General features: G+C 53.5%; 9 protein-coding genes and 6 pseudogenes. 9 read left to right on the top strand and 6 right to left on the bottom strand.

Features of this window, described 5'->3' with window-relative positions; all coding sequences use genetic code 11:
• From arnC to ACMZI0_RS01140, 9 genes and pseudogenes are all read left to right on the top strand, one after another.
• Positions 1 to 979: pseudogene (gene arnC / locus ACMZI0_RS01180) on the top strand (undecaprenyl-phosphate 4-deoxy-4-formamido-L-arabinose transferase).
• A gap of 1 nt (position 980) precedes the next feature.
• Positions 981 to 2,524 (top strand): annotated as a pseudogene (arnA, locus tag ACMZI0_RS01175) (bifunctional UDP-4-amino-4-deoxy-L-arabinose formyltransferase/UDP-glucuronic acid oxidase ArnA); the annotation flags it as partial.
• Positions 2,501 to 3,350: pseudogene (gene arnD, locus ACMZI0_RS01170) on the top strand (4-deoxy-4-formamido-L-arabinose-phosphoundecaprenol deformylase). The pseudogenes arnA and arnD, both read left to right, overlap by 24 nt.
• Positions 3,351 to 3,352: 2 nt before the next feature.
• Positions 3,353 to 4,438: pseudogene (gene arnT / locus ACMZI0_RS01165) on the top strand (lipid IV(A) 4-amino-4-deoxy-L-arabinosyltransferase); the annotation flags it as partial.
• A 249-nt stretch (positions 4,439 to 4,687) separates the two neighbouring features.
• Positions 4,688 to 5,920, top strand: a complete 1,233-nt coding sequence (locus ACMZI0_RS01160; protein ID WP_415671639.1) for a PocR ligand-binding domain-containing protein — start codon at positions 4,688 to 4,690, stop codon at positions 5,918 to 5,920.
• Between the two features lie 16 nt (positions 5,921 to 5,936).
• A complete protein-coding gene (locus ACMZI0_RS01155; RefSeq protein ID WP_415671638.1) occupies positions 5,937 to 7,031 on the top strand; it encodes a response regulator transcription factor in 1,095 nt (364 codons plus the stop codon).
• Positions 7,032 to 7,138: 107 nt separating this feature from the next.
• Positions 7,139 to 8,292 (top strand): annotated as a pseudogene (metK, locus tag ACMZI0_RS01150) (methionine adenosyltransferase).
• A gap of 19 nt (positions 8,293 to 8,311) precedes the next feature.
• A complete protein-coding gene (locus ACMZI0_RS01145) occupies positions 8,312 to 8,680 on the top strand; it encodes a BMC domain-containing protein (RefSeq protein WP_415671637.1) in 369 nt (122 codons plus the stop codon).
• Entirely contained in the window at positions 8,674 to 8,868 is a 195-nt protein-coding gene (locus ACMZI0_RS01140) for a hypothetical protein (protein ID WP_415671636.1), read from the top strand. Before ACMZI0_RS01145 ends, ACMZI0_RS01140 begins: the two co-directional genes overlap by 7 nt.
• Before the next feature lie 211 nt (positions 8,869 to 9,079).
• Here ACMZI0_RS01140 and ACMZI0_RS01135 read toward each other — a convergent pair whose 3' ends face one another.
• From ACMZI0_RS01135 to ACMZI0_RS01110, 6 genes and pseudogenes are all read right to left on the bottom strand, one after another.
• Entirely contained in the window at positions 9,080 to 9,937 is an 858-nt protein-coding gene (locus ACMZI0_RS01135) for a permease (RefSeq protein WP_415671635.1), read from the bottom strand.
• A 220-nt stretch (positions 9,938 to 10,157) separates the two neighbouring features.
• Complete coding sequence (locus ACMZI0_RS01130; protein WP_415671634.1) at positions 10,158 to 11,075, bottom strand: glycyl-radical enzyme activating protein; 918 nt, start codon at positions 11,073 to 11,075, stop codon at positions 10,158 to 10,160.
• Between the two features lie 88 nt (positions 11,076 to 11,163).
• Positions 11,164 to 13,716, bottom strand: coding sequence for a glycyl radical diol dehydratase GrpM (gene grpM, locus ACMZI0_RS01125; RefSeq protein WP_415671633.1), 2,553 nt, complete (start codon positions 13,714 to 13,716; stop codon positions 11,164 to 11,166).
• A gap of 165 nt (positions 13,717 to 13,881) precedes the next feature.
• The gene (locus tag ACMZI0_RS01120; RefSeq protein ID WP_415671632.1) at positions 13,882 to 14,457 is read right to left on the bottom strand and encodes a DJ-1/PfpI family protein; all 576 of its coding nucleotides are present in this window, start codon (positions 14,455 to 14,457) and stop codon (positions 13,882 to 13,884) included.
• 10 nt (positions 14,458 to 14,467) lie between these two features.
• Entirely contained in the window at positions 14,468 to 14,767 is a 300-nt protein-coding gene (locus tag ACMZI0_RS01115; RefSeq protein ID WP_415671631.1) for a BMC domain-containing protein, read from the bottom strand.
• A gap of 28 nt (positions 14,768 to 14,795) precedes the next feature.
• A pseudogene (locus ACMZI0_RS01110) lies at positions 14,796 to 15,944 on the bottom strand (aldehyde dehydrogenase family protein); the annotation flags it as partial.
• Between the last annotated feature and the right edge of the window lie 119 nt (positions 15,945 to 16,063).

Below are 16,063 nucleotides of genomic sequence, written 5' to 3'. Positions count from 1 at the left end.
ATGTTTACCTTGCCACCGATAAAAAAGTCTCGGTTGTCATCCCGGTATTTAACGAGCAGGAGAGCCTGCCCACGCTTATCCAGCGCACGGTGGCTACCTGCGAGACTATGAAATTGTCCTGGTTGATGATGGCAGCAGCGACAACTCGACGCGGCTGATGGCGCAATCCAGCCAAATGCCGGGTAGCCACGTGATCGCCGTATTACTTAACCGGAATTACGGCCAGCATGCCGCCATTATGGCAGGTTTTAGCCATGCCTAGGGCGATTTGATCATAACGTTGGATGCCGATCTCCAGAATCCGCCAGAAGAGATCCCGCGTTTGGTGGCAAAGGCTGACGAAGGATATGACGTGGTGGGCACTGTGCGCCAAAACCGCCAGGACAGCCTGTTTCGTAAAATGGCGTCGCGTCTGATAAACCGCTTTATCCAGCGCACAACCGGCAAGATCATGGGGGATTACGGCTGTATGCTGCGTGCTTATCGACGCCATATTGTCGATGCCATGTTGACCTGCCACGAACGCAGCACCTTTATCCCCATTCTTGCCAATATCTTTGCGCGTAAGGCGACTGAGATTCCCGTAGAGCATGCCGAACGTCTACGTCTGCACGGTGATTCAAAGTACAGTGTTATCGACTTGATAAGCCTGATGTATGACCTGGTGACCTGCCTGACGACAACGCCTTTGCGTCTGCTAAGCGTGATTGGCAGCGCCATTGTGCTGTTAGGGTTCTTGCTGACCTTCGTGTTGGTAGTGTTGCGCCTGATATTAGGGCCCGAATGGGCGGTAGAAGGCGTTTTTATGCTGTTCGCCTTTCTGTTCAGCTTTGTTGGTGCACAGTTCGTGGGTATGGGGCTGCTCGGTGAATATATGGGACGCATTTACGACGATGTGCGTGCTCGCCCCCGCTATTTTGTACAACGTGTCGTTAAGCGCGAAGCCCGCGAAGACGAGATTTGCCAGAGAGTAATTTGAAATGAATACCGTAGTTTTTGCTTACCACGATATGGGATGCGTGGGCATTAATGCTTTGCTGGCCGCAGGATACCGTATCAGTGCTATCTTCACCCATGCGGATGCGCCCGGTGAAAATCCTTTTTTCGGCTCGGTGGCACGTATTGCCGCCAGAACGGGTATTCCTGTCTATACACCGGAAGATGTGAATCACCCGCTGTGGCGTGAACGCATTCGTGCGCTCGCACCGCAGGCCATTTTTTCTTTCTATTATCGCAATGTGCTGAGCGAAGAGATTTTGCAATGCGCATCCTTGGGCGCGTTTAATCTGCACGGCTCGTTGTTGCCGAAATATCGTGGCCGCGCACCGCTGAATTGGGTGTTGGTTAACGGAGAGACGCAAATGGGCGTTACGCTGCACCGTATGACATCGGAACCCGATGCTGGGCCGATTGTGGCGCAAAATCAGGTTGATATTGCTGGCGATGACAACGCGCTCAGCTTGCATCATAAGCTGTGCGAATCGGCAAACAACCTTGTTGTACGATATTTTGCCGATGATTAAATCCGGTAACTATCCGCAGCAGGAGCAGGATCACGCGCAGGCCAGCTATGTCACTCGACGCACGCCTGAAGCGGGGCGGATGGATTGGTCACACCGGCACAAGCATTGCACAACCTGGTACGTGCCGTGACGGACCCGTGGCCGGGAGCCTTTTGCTATGCCGGAGAGACACTCTTGACGGTGTGGTCCTCGCGTCTGCGGCAAGATTTCCCTGCGGCGCCGAGCGGAACGGTACTGTCGGTCTCACCGCTGGTGGTTGCCTGCGGCAGCGATGCGCTAGAGATTGTGACCGGGCAGAGTGACAACAGTGTGTTTATGGCCGGACAACAGCTGGCGCAAACCGTCGGCATGGTGGAAGGTGCCAGACTGAACGCCTGTTTGCCTTTGCGGCCTAAGCGCGTACGCGTGTTGATCCTCGGCGTAAACGGCTTTATCGGCCGGAACGGTTGCTGCAAGATGAAAACTACGAAGTATACGGCCTGGATATCGGTTCTGATGCCATTGCCCGTTTTCTGCTAAACCCGCGTTTTCACTTTGTTGAAGGCGATATCACTATCCACTCGGAGTGGATTGAGTATCACATCAAGAAATGTGATGTCATTCTGCCGCTGGTTGCTATTGCCACGCCGATTGAATACACGCGTAATCTGCTGCGGGTGTTCGAACTGGATTTTGAAGAGAACCTGAAAATCGTACGCAGTTGCGTCAAACACCAAAAGCGCATCATCTTTCCCTCCACCTAGGAGGTGTATAGCATGTGCAGCGATAAGGTATTCGATGAAGATCGCTCATCGCTGGTTGTTGGACCGATTAATAAACAGCGTTGGATCTATTCGGTATCGAAGCAACTGCTGGATCGTGTGATCTGGGCGTATGGTGAAAAGCAGGGACTGCGTTTTACGCTGTTTCGCCCCTTCAACTGGATGGGACCACGGCTTGATAGCCTGGATGCGGCACGAATCGGCAGCTCGCGTGCGATTACGCAATTGATCCTGAATCTGCATGACGTACGCGCAAGCGTCTTTTTCAGCGTTGGGCCCGATAATATGGGGCGTCACCTTTGGCGTCTGGTAAAGCCGGCGTTTCTGTGGAAGATGCTGCGCTCCAATGCCGTTTCTCTGTATGGATGGGATATCCTGCTGGCGGGTACCGCCTGGCCGGGCCGACTGATTGGGCGTGGTAACGCGGGCGTCATGCAACAAACGGCGCTCTTCCATGAGGTAGGGCTCCATGCCTGGGATCATTTCCTGGCAAACCTGGGCGAGCATATGGCGTCCTGAGCAGTTACACCGCCATATCGAACGGGGTAAAACAGCGCTTGAGGATCTGCTGGGTCAGGCCGTCACCTGTTCCGCCGTGGCTGGATGGCGGGCGGATCAGCGCGTCATTGAGGCCAAGCAGTGCTTTGGTTTCCGCTACAACAGCGACTGTCGCGGAAGCACACCATTTCGTCCCCGCCTGGCGGACGGCACACTAGGTACCGTTCAGATTCCTGTCTCATTGCCCACCTGGGATGAGGTTGTCGGTTCCACCGTGCAACCGCAGCAGTTCAACCGCTATTTGCTCAATGCCATGCACAGTGCACGTGGCACGCCTGTGTATACCGTGCACGCGGAGGTAGAGGGCATTGCTTTTCACCAGCAATTCTCGGCGCTGCTCTCTATGGCGCGTCTGGAAGGGCTTCAGTTTTGTCCGCTAGGGGAATTGCTCCCAGCATCCGAGGAAGACTTGCCCGTAGGGCACGTAGTGCGCCGTGCCATTGAAGGACGGGAAGGGTGTCTGGGGTGCCAACAGTGGTTGAATAGTCAACAATATCAGGTCGTTTAGTTATGAAGGCTGTAACATACTCGCTTGCGCTCGCTGCACTGTGGGCGCTCTACTATCTCATTCCGATTGAATATCGTTTGCTCTGGCAACCGGATGAAACCCGTTATGCGGAAATCAGCCGTGGCATGCTGGTGTCGGGCGATTGGGCGGTGCCGCATTTTTTAGGTATTCGTTACTTTGAAAAACCAATCGCCGGTTACTGGATCAACAATCTGGGTCAATGGCTCTTTGGCGATTCCAATTTCGCGGTGCGGGCCGGATCGCTGTTCTCCTCCACGTTGACTGCCTGTCTGGTGGCGTGGCTTTCGTGGCGGATCTGGCGGGACAAGCGTACTGCACTCCTCGCGGCGGTGATTTACCTTTCCTGTTTGCTGGTTTACGGCGTCGGGACTTATGCGGTGCTCGATCCCATGCTTGCGCTGTGGCTTACGCTTGCTATGTGTAGTTTCTGGTATGCCGCTAAATCCGAGTCCGTGCTCAAAAAGGTTATCGGGTATCTGCTGCTTGGTCTGGCCTGCGGCATGGGGGTGATGACCAAAGGCTTTTTGGTGCTGGCCGTGCCTGTCATCAGCGTGCTGCCGTGGGTGGCAGAAAAGAAACAGTGGAAATCGCTGCTGATGTTTGGTCCGTTGGCGGTGCTGAGCGCTGCGGCGGTAACTTTGCCCTGGGCGCTGACCATCGCCGAGCGTGAACCGACCTTTTGGCACTACTTCTTCTGGGTAGAGCATATCCAACGTTTTGCTGAAGAGGGGGCGCAGCACCGCGCGTTGTTTTGATACTACCTGCCGCTGTTTCTGCTGGGCGCGCTGCCTTGGCTCGGGTTCCTGCCCGGTGCGCTGCGCCAGGGCTGGCGTGGCAGGAAAGAAAATAGCGGCCTGATCTATTTGCTGGGCTGGACACTCATGCCGCTGCTGTTTTTCAGCCTCGCAAAAGGAAAGTTGCTGACCTATATTCTGTCCTGTTACGCGCCGCTGGCGGCGTTGCTGGCTCATCATGTGCTGCGTGCTGCGAGCTTAGATACCAGAGCGCTGCGAGCCAATGCAGTCATCAATATGCTGTTTGGTCTTATTGGTATGCTGGCCGTCATGCGGGCAGCATACATCTTCTTCGCTGTAGTGCGAGAGTCGATCGGGCTCAAAAAAAATAAACATTTTCAGGTGTAATTTCTTGTCATTCTTGTGGCAATGGCACTGTGTGAGATAGGTCATAGCATCCTTACCGTAGATAGTAAATAATATAAAACCGTTATCAATAGGATTTGAAGGGATATTCCTACGGCGGCGGAGGGGCGAAAACGGTATCTCAGACACGGTGTCTGACTGACAGAAAAGAGCATTATGAACAACAAATACCTATTGCAAGAAATCCTTGACGTTGAACGACTGCAAACGTTGCAGGATAACTTCAGCAAATCCATGATGATTGCATTGGTGGTTGTTGATGAGAAAGGTGTCCCCGTCACCAAACCCAGCGGATTTTCCGATTTTTGCGCCCGTTCGCGACGTAATCCTGCATTAGCTCAACACTGTTACGACTGCGATGACGCCGGAGGAAGGGCGGCTATGGCGGCTTGCCGCCCCGTGGTGTATCGCTGCTACTGCGGATTCGTCGAGTTTGCAGTGCCGATCATGATTGACAACCACTACCTGGGTGCGTTTATCTCCGGTCAGGTCAAAGTTGAAACCTCAAAAGAGGCAGAAATCCCCTATATTCTGGCGGAAAATGGCGTGTGGGAAGAGAACCCCATGTTGGTGAATTTGCATGAAAACACCAAACGCATGCCCTACGAGTGTTTTGAATCTACCGCCTATACGCTGTTGCATGTCGCGTCTTACCTGGTCGAGCAGGCTTACGCCAACAATATCCAGCGGGAATTGCATCAAAAAGATCTGGCGCTGACCAATGAGTTGCGCAAATGGGTGGACATTGAGCGTTCGCTACACGAGGCGGAATTTAAAGCGCTGTCTTACCAGATCAACCCCCATTTTCTGTTTAACGTGCTCAATACCATTGGTCGTTTGGCGTTTTTGGAGAACGCGCAGCGCACCGAAAATATGGTGCACGATTTTTCAGATATGATGCGTTATTTGTTGCGCAAGAGTAACAACGGGCTTATCACCCTGCGTAATGAAATCAATTACGTCAATAGCTACATATCGATTCAAAAAGTCCGTATGAGCGACCGTTTTGATTATATGTTCAGTATCCCGGATAAATATCTGGATGTGATTTGCCCTTTTCTTATTTTGCAGCCGCTGGTGGAAAACTTTTTTAACTACGTGGTCGAGCCGCGAGAAATAAAAAGTCACATTCACATTAAAGCCACCGACGATGGCCGCGATGTGATTATTGAAGTGACGGATAATGGCGATGGTATTTCGCCACAGGATATCGAGCATATTCTCTCCGGTAATGAGAATCGCCAAAAGGGCGGCATCGGTATCAACAACATTCAAAATCGACTTCAGTTGCTGTTCGGTGAGCGTTATGGTCTGGAGATTGCCAGTCCGCATAAACCGAAGCAGGGAACCTCTATCAAACTGCGTTTCCCGATGCAGGAAGTCCATTAATCCGGGGAGAAACACAATGTACAATTTTGTGATTGTGGAAGATGAACACATTGAATCTGAATCTCTGCGCTGCATGATTTCGGAGCACATCGAAAATGCCACCATTCATGAAGCATCGACCGGACGCAAAGCCATCCAACTGATCGATCAGCTTAATCACATCGACATGATCCTGGTGGATATCAATATCCCGCTGCCGAACGGTAAAGAGGTGATTGAGTACCTGCGTCGTAAAAACGATCAGACCAAGGTGATCGTCACCACCGCCAATGATGACTTCGATATTGTGCGCAGCATGTTAAGCCTGAAAGTGGATGATTACCTGCTCAAGCCGGTCAAACAGAGCATCATGACCGATGTGATCAAGAAAGTGCTGCATTACGATGAGCAGGATAATCAGGTGACGCGCGAGCTGAAACAGAAAGTGTTTGCCCTGATCGACGACGGCGATTATCCCGCCTGGAATGAGCTGGTGTTTCAGACTATTGATGGTGCCTACTGGGATAAATCCGGCGATCGCCGCCAGACGGTGGTGGATTTTCTTGCGCTGTTAGACCAATACGTGACGGCGCAGGGCGATAAGTTTGCCGCCGCTCATTCCACGGCGCTGAAAGGGGTGATGCGCGAAGTCGCCGGGCGCGGTCTGACGGAAGGGCTTTACTATCGCATTCTGCGCGGCGTATTTACCCTGAGCGGAGCGCTGTTTGAGCGAGCATTTAAAAACGCGGCGCCGCAGGGGGATTTTATCGAACGCGCGCGTTACCACATTGAGAAGAATATTTTCAGCAATATCACGCTGGATGATATCGCCGAACGCGCCTTTGTCAGCGTCTGTTATCTGAGCCGCGCCTTCAAGAAGGCCACTGGTACCGGGTTTTCTACCTATGTGGCGAACCGAAAAATAAAAATCGCCAAATCTCTGCTGCAATTCAGTGACTTAAAGGTCAACACCATCGCGTTGGAACTAGCGTATCAGGATGCAAACTATTTCTGCCGCATCTTCAAGAAAGAGACCAATATGTCACCATCCGACTACCGCAAGCTGATGGTATTCAACCCGCAGATAGCCCCGCCGGAAGCGGGGAGCAGCGTAGTGCTACCCGCACGGTGATAACGCAAAATAGTCCAATCTGACAGCAAGAAAGTTCACCGGAGCACATCGCCCCCCCCCCCCCCCCGAGTAAAATAGCGGGATACTCTCAGTGGGGCGAGGCTTGCGTGGACGAGTACCTGTTTACTTCCGAATCGGTGGCAGAAGGCCACCCGGACAAAATCGCCGATCAAATTTCCGATGCGATTTTGGATGCGGTGTTGCTACAAGATCCCTGGGGCCGCGTGGCGTGCGAATGTCTGGTGAAGACCGGTGTCGCCATTGTGGCGGGAGAAATCACCACCACCGCATCCATTGATGTGGAAAGCGTGGTGCGCCACACCATCAAACAGATCGGTTATAACCACTCTTCGCTCGGCTACGACGGCAACACCTGCGGTGTGTTAAACCTGATTGGTCGGCAATCACCGGATATTGCGAACGGCATTCAGGGTGAGGCGTTATCCGAGTTGGGGGCCGGCGATCAGGGGATTACCTTTGGCTACGCCACGGATGAAACGCCGGAATTGATGCCTGCAACCTTGGTCTATGCGCATCAGTTGATGGCGCGTCAGGCGCAGTTACGTAAATCCGGTCGCTTACCCTTTTTACGTCCAGATGCCAAAAGCCAGGTGACGCTGCGCTACCGCGATCGTCAGGTTATTGCGGCAGACACCATTGTCATTTCCACGCAGCACGCTCCTGATGTCTCGCTTGAAACACTACGCGAGGCGGTGATCGAAGAGATCGTCAAGCCGGTTCTTCCCACACGCTGGCTGACGCCGCATACCCGTATTCTGGTCGATCCAGCCGGGGCATTTGTCACAGGGGGCCGGTGGGTGACTGCGGGCTTACCGGACGCAAAATTATCGTCGATACCTATGGCGGCGCGGCTTGTCACGGGGATGGCGCGTTTTCAGGCAAGTGTCCTTCCAAAGTCGATCGTTCAGCGGCCTATGCGGCACGTTATGCGGCCAAGAATATCGTAGCTGCTGGATTGGCGGCGCGTTGTGAGGTGCAGTTGGCCTGGGCTATCGGTGTAGCGCGCCCGGTGGCGGTGCGAATCAACACGTTTGGCACTGAGCGGGTGAGTAGCGCTCGGTTGCAGCAACAGGTGGAAGCACACTTCGATCTCAGCGTCTACGGCATGATTACATCGCTCGATTTACTGGCACCGCATTATCGCCACACGGCATGTTACGGGCATTTCGGGCGCTCCGATTTTCCCTGGGAATTCACCGATAAAGCCGCATTGTTGCAGGATGCGGCTTTATTGGCATAAAGGTAAACAGGAATCGCTTATGGCTAAGCAAAGTTTGGGTCTGATAGAAACCGTGGGGCTTACTGTGGTCGTTGAGGCAGCGGATGCGGCGGTGAAATCCGCCAACGTCAATCTGGTCGGCTATGAGCTGACGGAAGGCGGCGGCATGGTCACCGTGAAGCTGGAAGGGGAAGTGGGGGCCGTCAATGCGGCGATTGTTGCTGCGGGCAAAGTGGGGCAGGTGTATGCACATAAGGTGATTGCGCGTACCGCAGAAGGGATTGAAGCCATCACGCACTCGGCAGAGACGGTAGGCGTTGCCAAACCAGAGCCGCGTGCACCGGAAGCGGCAATCACGCACCCACAGCGCCTGAACCAGAAACGAAAGAGACCACTATTCCGGTGGTGACGCTTGAGCCGAGCGACAATCGGTCGTCATGCGGGGATATCTTTGAGCCGCCAGCGCCTGCGCCACAACCGGCTGTGGAAGCACCTGCTGCGCCGGACGTTGCGCTAAAGGCAGATCCTGAGCTGCCCGCGAAAAAACCGACGCCACGTCCGACGAGCAAGAACACACCGCGTAAGGGCGACAAATAATCACTGCGTGGTTTCTCTTCCCGCTATCCCTGGCAACCGCCGGGTATTTTTTTGTTCTTGTTATTTGGGGTGTGGGCGACTGCACACCCCGTGTCGGGCGCGTGCCACGAGAGTGGCAGAGAGACACCGTGGTTTTCGCGCACGAAACCGTACACTGCACGTAAATAAATCTCCCCAGGTCTTGAGACCATCAATACCGGGGAACCCAAAATCAAAACAACGGTATTGCTGCAAAAAATCCAATGGTTGCCAGCAGGTTTACCAGCGTCGTCATTATCGCGATAGTGAAAGCCGGTGGGTCGATATGGTTGTCACCGTGAACCAAAAACAGGTGGGAAATCAGTTCGCCTAGCAGTGCGCACAGAATGCCGACCACTGCGGCCCAGATCAGGCTGCCGGAGGCCGCCGCCGCCAGTGCAGCCGGTAGGGCGATGTGGTGGGAAACCGGCACCTGGGTATTAAAATGCAGGAATACCAGCGAGAACGCTGAAATCCCAAAGGCCAGCAACGCGCCGCTGCCACCGAACGTATGACCCAGATAACCGGCCATCAACCTAATGCCGATGCCCAATACTGACAACTGCGGAATGCGGCTGTGATAGGGCATCCAGCATTGATCCTGTGGCGGGTAGCAGCGACGAATCCCGGTTTGCGGTGTGCCCAGCAGCCCGGTAGTCCCGAACATCAACCGCACGATCATCCCGGAGATCACCACGGTTAACGCTACCGTGTCGGTCCACGCCAAGCCAGAAGAGAAGGAGGGCACCTGATTGAACAGCCAGGCGATCACAAAACCGATTGCACCAAACGCACCGCCGACCAACAGCACATCGGGTGCGCCCAAACCGCTTAACCCGGCGGTGATATCTCGACCGGAAGCCAGTTTGCCTTTTTTCGCCGCATAGGCGGTTGCCGCAACCCCGGCAGCAAAACCGCCGACGTGTGGGCCGAATACGCCAAAGGGAAACTGAATAAATGTGGTGGCACTGCCGGTGACAATTTGCGATATCGCCATGGCAATCACCAGGAGGCCGACAAACTCAAAGGCCGCAAGGGCGCCTCGCGGCACCGAAAATACCGCCGCCGAAAGCGACTAAAATATCCATGCTGTTCATTACACTCACCTTGATTGTGTGGGTACAAGAAAATAAATAAGCGACGTAAGGCAATAACGTCGGATATGATTGATGTAAAAAAGAATAATTTTTTAATAGTGACGAACTAAAAATCGGGAAATGTGAAAATACATTTCCCGATGAATGCCAAAATATTACCGTTATACTGTGCGATTACCCCCCAATATGGCATTGGAAACCCAATGATTCGATTTCCCGCTTGAGGCTATTTACCGTTTCTTCCGGCACGCTGGGCGCATCGTCCATCGGATATTCACGGCCGAGTAACGTGTATTTATTTTCACCGTAGGTGTGATAAGGCAATAAATGAATGGTGTCGACATTTGACATCATGCGGGCAAATTCGGCGATAGCATGAATTTCTTCGCGATTGTCATTCACTCCGGGCACCAGCGGAATTCTCACGATGGTTTTGGTAATAAATGAAATTCTGATCAGGTTTTCTAATATACGCTGATTATCCACCCCGGTATTACAGCGATGCACGGCCGGATTGATTGCCTTGATATCAGTAAGAGCAAAATCAATACAAGTGAATATGTCTTCAATTGTTTGTTCAGACGTCAGCCCGGTGGTTTCAATGGCGGTATGCCAGCCCTTTTCTTTACAGGCTTTCAGCAGTTCGCGGGCGAATTCCGGCTGCGCCAGCGGCTCGCCGCCGGAAAGTGTAATGCCGCCGCCAGAACGACGATACACGTTCTCTTCTTTTTGCAGCTCTTGCGCCACCTCACGCACGGTGACGCGCTTGCCTTTCATCTCCAGTGCACCGGTCGGGCACACGCGCGTGCAATCGCCGCAGTTAACACAGCGCTGGCGATCGACAAAATGCGGTGCGGTGATGGAAAGCGCCTGATGCTGACACGCTTCCAGACATTTACCGCAGTGGATACAGTCATTCTTTTTGAACAGCAGCTCAGGATTTGGGCGCAGTGATTCCGGGTTGCTGCACCATTTACAAGAGAGCGGGAAGCCTTTAAAAAAGGGGATGGTACGGATACCAGGACCATCGTGCAGGGAATAGCGCTGAATATTAAAAATCACGCCTTCCGTTTCATATTGTACTTTATTCATAACATGGCTCATGGGCGACGCGTACCTTCGGGAATGTGGTGAATCCGGGGCGATACCGGCAGGTATCGCCCCGACCCTCAGCAACGCATCAGAAGTGCTGTTCCGTTCGGCTGATAATGTCGTCCTGTACTTCTTTCGCCAGCACCACGAACTGGGCACTGTAACCGGCTACGCGTACCACCAGATCGTTGTGTTTTTCCGGGTGAGCCTGTGCATCGATCAGCACATTGCGATCCACCACGTTGAACTGGACGTGCATCCCTTTCCGATCAAAGTAGCTTCTTACCATGTCGCCGAAGTTCACCAGTCCTTTGTCCCCGGCCAGTGCAGAAGGCAGGAATTTCTGGTTATACAGAGTGCCGTTGGAGGCGCTGAAGTGATCCAGTTTGGCTACTGAGTTCGCTGCCGCCGTTGGGCCCAATGTGTCCTTGACCTGGCGCGGTGAAACGCCGTCTGCCAGCGGTTCTTTCGCCAGACGACCATCGGGCAGCGCCGCGACGTCTTTACCGAACAGCACGTTAGCGGATACCGGGTAGATACCGGCCTGGAACTGGCCGCCACGCGGGTTAGTGTATTTCTTTACTTCCTGGCAGTAGATCAGCGCGCAGCGACGTGCCACCAGATCAACATCATCAATGTCGTTACCGAAGCACGGTGTACTTTCCAGAATGCGGCGAATTTCCTGATGGCGATTTTCGCTGGCACCATAGGTCGGGGTTGCCGGTGCGCTGGTAGAAAGCTGACGATAGACTTCGTTCTTGATCGCCGACGGATCCAGCGTACCGTTCTGTTCCACGATACGTTTCACGATGTCATATACATCTTGCTCATTCAGTGACGATTTCGGCGCAGCAGCGTGAGGTGCAGAACCCACCGGGTAACCGAAGTTAGCATCCAGCACGCCTTTCAGCTCTTGCAGCGTCAGTTTGCGATCTTCAAACACCTGTTTCTGAATGGCGTAAACAGAGTCACCGGTATCGGCCACGCCGAAGGCCTGCGGGCCAGTAAAGTTGTAGATCGCGCCACCGTCTTGCAACGATTTACCGCGACCGATGCAGTCATCCACCATGGCAGAGAGGAACGGCAGTGGGCAGCGCTCGGCGTGCGCGATATCCACGCTGTTACAGGCTTCGACCAACTGATGGACAAAGTGCGCCATCTGTTTTTGGAACGCGGTGTAGAAATCTTCAATGTTACCGAACTGCGGCAGCTCGCCAGTGACCGGCCCCAGTTGCTTGTTGCCAACGCGTCCGTTGTTCAACGTGATTTCCAACACCTTGGCGACGTTGAAGAATGCGGCATCGTGCCAGCCTTCAGTACGGTGCGGCGCTTGCGGTTCCACACAGCCGATGATGCAGTAATCACGCGCATCATGCAGAGAAACGCCACGGTTTTGCAGTACCGGGATGATCACTTCATCGTTGTACATGGCGGGAACGCCGAGCCCCAGACGTGCCACTTCGCATGCGCGATACAGGAATTCGTCCGGTGTGCCTTGCCATACGCGGATCGAGAAAGAGGGCTGCGGCAAGCGAACATGTGCGGTAGCTTCCATACACATGTAGCTCATTTCATTGGTGGCATCGCGCCCGTCTTCCGTTTGCCCACCCACGCACAGGTTTTGGAACACAGCGAAACCCGCGAAAGCCTGCGCCGAGACTTCATCACGCGTTTTGTTGATGTCGTTCAGTTTGATCCAGCAGCAATCCACCAGTTCCTGCGCGAATTCTTTGGTGATGTTTTTGTTGGCGGCGTAATACGGATACATGTATTGGTCGAAACGCCCCGGAGAGATGGAGTGACCGCTGGATTCAATCTGCAACATGCTTTGCAGGAACCAGAAGGTCTGACACGCTTCCCAGAAGGTTGATGCGCCGAATTCCGGTACGCGCTGGCAGTTCTGCGCAATTTGCAGCAGCTCTTGCTTACGCGTTGGGTTGCTTTCCTGTTGCGCCAGTTGTGCCGCATGTTCTGCATAGCGGTGAGCGTAACGGATCGCCGCGGTGTAACTGATGATCACGGAGTGATAGAACTGCTCTTTTTTAATGTAATCCGGTGAGCTGCGATCCAGTTTTTCCAGCGCGCGCTGTACTTCATCAATAATGCCGCGGAAACCGATTTTCAGAATTTTGCCGTAGTCCACGCTGACGTGGCCGACGCCGCCGTAGAAATAGTTGCCGACGGTGAATACGCCACTCGCCATACTCTCTTTGGTGGCATCGGACATATAGGATGCTGCCAGCGCACTGGTGGTTTTGCCCGGCCAGTAGGTGAAGGCATCATGCAGCTCTTTAGCGGTTTCTTTAGGAATGATAAACGGGTCAGCGATACGAGAGCCTATGGTCTCGAACTCTTTTTCCACCCAGTCGTAAGAGAATTCCGGGCAGATTTCAGTAGAGCGCGGGTTTTTGGTTACCGCACCAACGATCAATTCATCTGGGCGAATGGTCACGGGCAGATTGTTGAATATCTTTTCTACCACTTTGGCGCGACGCATAATCGGCGGTAAGCCTTCGGTTTCTTTATAGGCTTCGGCTGCCAATACGGCGCGTTCAGATTCGACATAGGGCTTTGCCGTCAGAATCATATTTTTCAGTCTGACAACGCGGTCGGTCGGATTGGAAAAACCTTTCTCTAACATATCCAGGACTCCTACATATTTAAAATTATTCATGATGTAAGCAATACAGAGGCATCCTTCGGGGAAAAAGGCATACCCAGACTGCTGGAAAATTGCTATACCCGTCATTATTCTCGTTATTCAACGAGTGTTATTCTGGGTAGGGAATACACACTGTGCGAAATATCAATGGTGCACAGTAGTTCCAATCAACGAAATAAACTGACGCAACAGCGCCGGGTGCCCCATCCAGGTAGTTGCCGTAACCAGATGGCCGTCGAGAACGGCTTCGTCATCGACAGCAGAACGATAAATACCGCCAGCCAATTCGATTTCTGGTTTCATGGTGAAATACCCGGTCAGGGTTCGGCCTTTTAAAACGCCCGTGGCCACCAATATTTGTGGACCGTGACAAATAGCGGCAATCGGCACGGAAAAATTAAACGCATAGTGGACAATATTCAGTACGGATTTATTCAGATGCAAATATTCAGGCGCGCGTCCGCCAGCAATATAAAACCCGCAATAGTCCTGCAAACGAATTTCATCAAACGACGCGGTCAGCTGAAACAGATGTCCGGGCTTTTCACTGTAGGTCTGATCGCCTTCAAAATCATGAATGGCGGTTTTAATAAATTCGCCTGCGCGCTTTCCCGGACAGACGGCGCCCACTCGGAAACTCAATGCGCTTAATGCCTGCCATGGCACAATGACTTCATAATCCTCAGAAAAATCACCCGCTAACAGCAGTATTTTTTTCATAGGTTGGTTCTCAGAATGCCGTGTTGTCATTTTCGATCATCCGCATGGCCTCGTTGACCGCAGCGACTTCGCCAAAGATTGCCAGCGTCGTGATGTGCTGAGGGCAACTGCTAAAGATTTCCGAAACCACCACATTGGCGCTTTTGCTGGCCAGATCGGCATAGAAGTAGAGATCCGGTACCGGCAGCATCAGCAGACCAATGGCGTCAATGCGCAACAGATCGAGCCGTGAGCGGAATTCGCCGGGCATTCTTCGCTTCAGCATCGCCACGATGTCGGGTGTTGGTGCATTGATGATTCGTGTTTTCATTGGAAAATTACCCTCAGCCTCGCGACGATTAACGGATATTGAGCGATTCCACCATCACACAACGGAGGGTGCGGGCAAACGACCGTGCGGACGTCAACCCTTCCCCGGTTGGCCCGGCGATGGTGAAGGTGGCATGCCCTTCGCCGCCGCCGATGCCGGCATAAGACGGCCCGTTTTTAACAAAGATGGTGGTTTGAATCAGTTTTGCCATCTTGGTCAGTTTTTCGACGTTGGTGGCGTGCATGATGGCGGTATGATGGTTGCCGTGTTCCACTTTGACGGCCAGATCGATAGCGTCATCGACGTTATCGACTCGGACCACTGGCAGAATCGGCATCATCAGTTCATGCACCACAAAGGGGTGATTTTTTTCCGTTTCGATCAGGATAACTTTTGTGTCCGGTGCGCTGGAGATCCCCAGTTGCTGCAAGATGAAACGCGCATCTTTACCGACAAACGCGGTATTGGGGCCCGTGCCTTTCTCGTTCAGCACCAGTGTTTGCAACTGCTGGGTCAACTGCTTGTCGCACAGCAGGTAAGCACCGCTTTTCTTCATGCAGTGGATCAGATAATCCGCCACCTGATTAACAACGATCACCTCTTTTTCCGCCACGTACGGCAGATTGTTATCGAAGCTGCACCCCTTGATGATATCGCGCGCAGCCCGTTCGATATTGGCCGTCTCATCCACCACTGCAGGCGGGTTACCCGCACCGGCACCGATGGCTTTCTTGCCCGATGACATCACCGTTTTCACAATCGCCGGGCCACCTGTTGCTACCAGCAGGTTGACGCGCGGGTCTTTGATCAAGGCGTTGGAGTTGTCGATGGACGGGGTTGCCACGGTGACCACCAGATTGGCCGGTGCACCCAACTGCGCCAGCTTTTCGTTGATCAGCCGCACCGCGAGGCGCGATACGTTGCGCGAGCGCGGGTGCGGGCTGAACACCACGGTATTGCCTGCCGCCAGCATGCCGATGCTGTTGTTGTTGATGGTTTCCGTCGGGTTGGTAGTGGGCGTAATGGATCCCACCACGCCGAACGCGGAGTACTCGATCAATGTCAGCCCACCGTCACCGTTACAGGCCTTGGTGGCCAGATCTTCCGTGCCCGGCGTTTTCAGCGCTGCGATGCGATTCTTGGTCAGCTTGTCCTCGTAGTTACCCATGCCGGTTTGGGGCAGTGGCTGCACCCGCGCCGGACGCGGCGGGGTTACTGTATTTGCTCAGGATGGTGGAGACCGCCTGGGCGATTTCAAGGTCGTTCATCTTTTGGTTCCTTTCCCCACATCGCACG

The sequence above is a fragment of the Symbiopectobacterium sp. genome, assembly GCF_047692315.1.
GTDB lineage: Bacteria > Pseudomonadota > Gammaproteobacteria > Enterobacterales > Enterobacteriaceae > Symbiopectobacterium.
The sequence above is the reverse complement of the archived record's forward strand: the minus strand, read 5'-3'. Positions and strand labels throughout refer to the sequence as shown.